This window comes from Rhizobacter sp. P2_H3 (assembly GCF_056403355.1).
On the sequence record NZ_JBFUFQ010000471.1, the window covers coordinates 1 to 1,496 of the forward strand.

The following is a 1,496-nucleotide window of genomic DNA, read 5'->3' on the forward strand; positions in this document are numbered from 1 at the left end:
CTCCTGCAGCGGCCCGCCATCGGCGATCTTCTCGTGGTGGCGTTGCAGGGTCATGCGCGCCATCTCGATCAGCTTGCCGTTCAGCGTGCGCTCGCCATGCGCCAGCAGCAGCTGCACGGCGCCGCGGTGGTCGCCCGACAGCGTGTGCGACACCGCCTGCTCGGCCATCTCGTTGATGCGCTGCTGCGCGTCGCGCACGCGCTGCGCGTGCGGCGGGTGGCYGGAGGCGGTGCGCGCCAGCAGTTCGGCCAGCCCCTTCGCGCTCGCGAAGCGCAGCGCCAGCGCGTCGACCCAGTCGTCGGCGCCGTCCAGGTTCAGCTCGGCGGCGGTCAGCTGCGACAGCATGCTCAGCACGTTGCACGCCGCTTCCATGTCGAAGCCCGGTTCGCGCAGCTCGCGCGTGATCTCGCGCACCGCGGCGATCGCCGCGCCGAGCTGTTTCTGCAGCATCAGGTTGAACACGTTGACCACCGCGGTGAAGCGCTGCAGGCGGCGGCTCTGCGGCACCTTCTCCAGCGCGTGCTGGAGGTTGTCGAGGCAGCGCTGCAGGCCCTTCGAATCGCGCTGGTGGAAGCGCGTGAAGGCCAGCAGCACCAGCGTCTGGTAGTCGAACATCTTCGAGCTGATGCCCACCGACGCGGCGCGCTCCAGCATGCGGCCCGCCTCGTCGCGGTCGCCCATGTAGAAGGCGAGCATCCCGTGCTTCTGCAGCCGGGTGATCGAGCCGGGCGTCAGCGCGGTGGCGCGCTTGTAGGTGTCGAGCGCGCTCTGCAGGTCGCCCTGCTCGACCTGCACCCGCCCCATCACGTCGTACGCATCGACGAAGCTCGGGTGGTCGCCGATCAGGCTTTCCAGCGTGCGCAGCGCCGGGCCCGGCTGGCCGGCGTCGAGCTGGCTGCGCGCAATGCCCAGGCGCGCCCACGGGATCGCGCCGGTCTTCTGCACCGCCTCGAACATCTGGCGCGCCGCGTCGTGCTTGCCCACGCGCAGCAGCAGCTCCGAACCGATGCGCGCCGCGTACAGCCAGTACGGGCCGCGCTGCTCGAAGCGGGCGGCGCACAGCGCGGCGCCGCGCTCGAAATCGCCTTCCTCGATCGCGAGGAAGATCTCGCCCAGCGATTYCTTGCGCCGGCGCGCCTGCATCAGCCGCTCGCCGAGCGCGGTCGCGGTGTGGGGTTTCAGCAGGTAGCTGTCGAGCGCCGACTCGGCGGCGTCGGCCACCAGCGTGTACGAGGCTTCGCTGGTGACGATGATGAAGACGGTGGACAGCGGCAGCAGCTGGTTGCGCCGCAGGTCGTCGAGCAGGTTCTGCCCGGAGTAGCCGGTGGCGCTGAAGCTGTGCTCGCACAGCACCACGTCGAACGGGCGCACCTCCAGCTGCTTGCGGGCGTCTTCGATGCGGCCGCATTGCGCGACCGTGCCGACGCCGAAATCGCGCAGCTGGGCGGAAAGAATGCTGCGCGAGGTCGGGTTCGGGTCGATGACCATCGCCCGGC

1 protein-coding gene is annotated in these 1,496 nt (G+C 70.4%); it reads right to left on the reverse strand.

Annotation, left to right across the window (positions count from 1 at the left end; translation table 11 throughout):
- A partial coding sequence (locus tag AC1D1T_RS32410; RefSeq protein WP_477993458.1) for a response regulator occupies nucleotides 1-1,496 on the reverse strand: 1,496 nt, incomplete at both ends.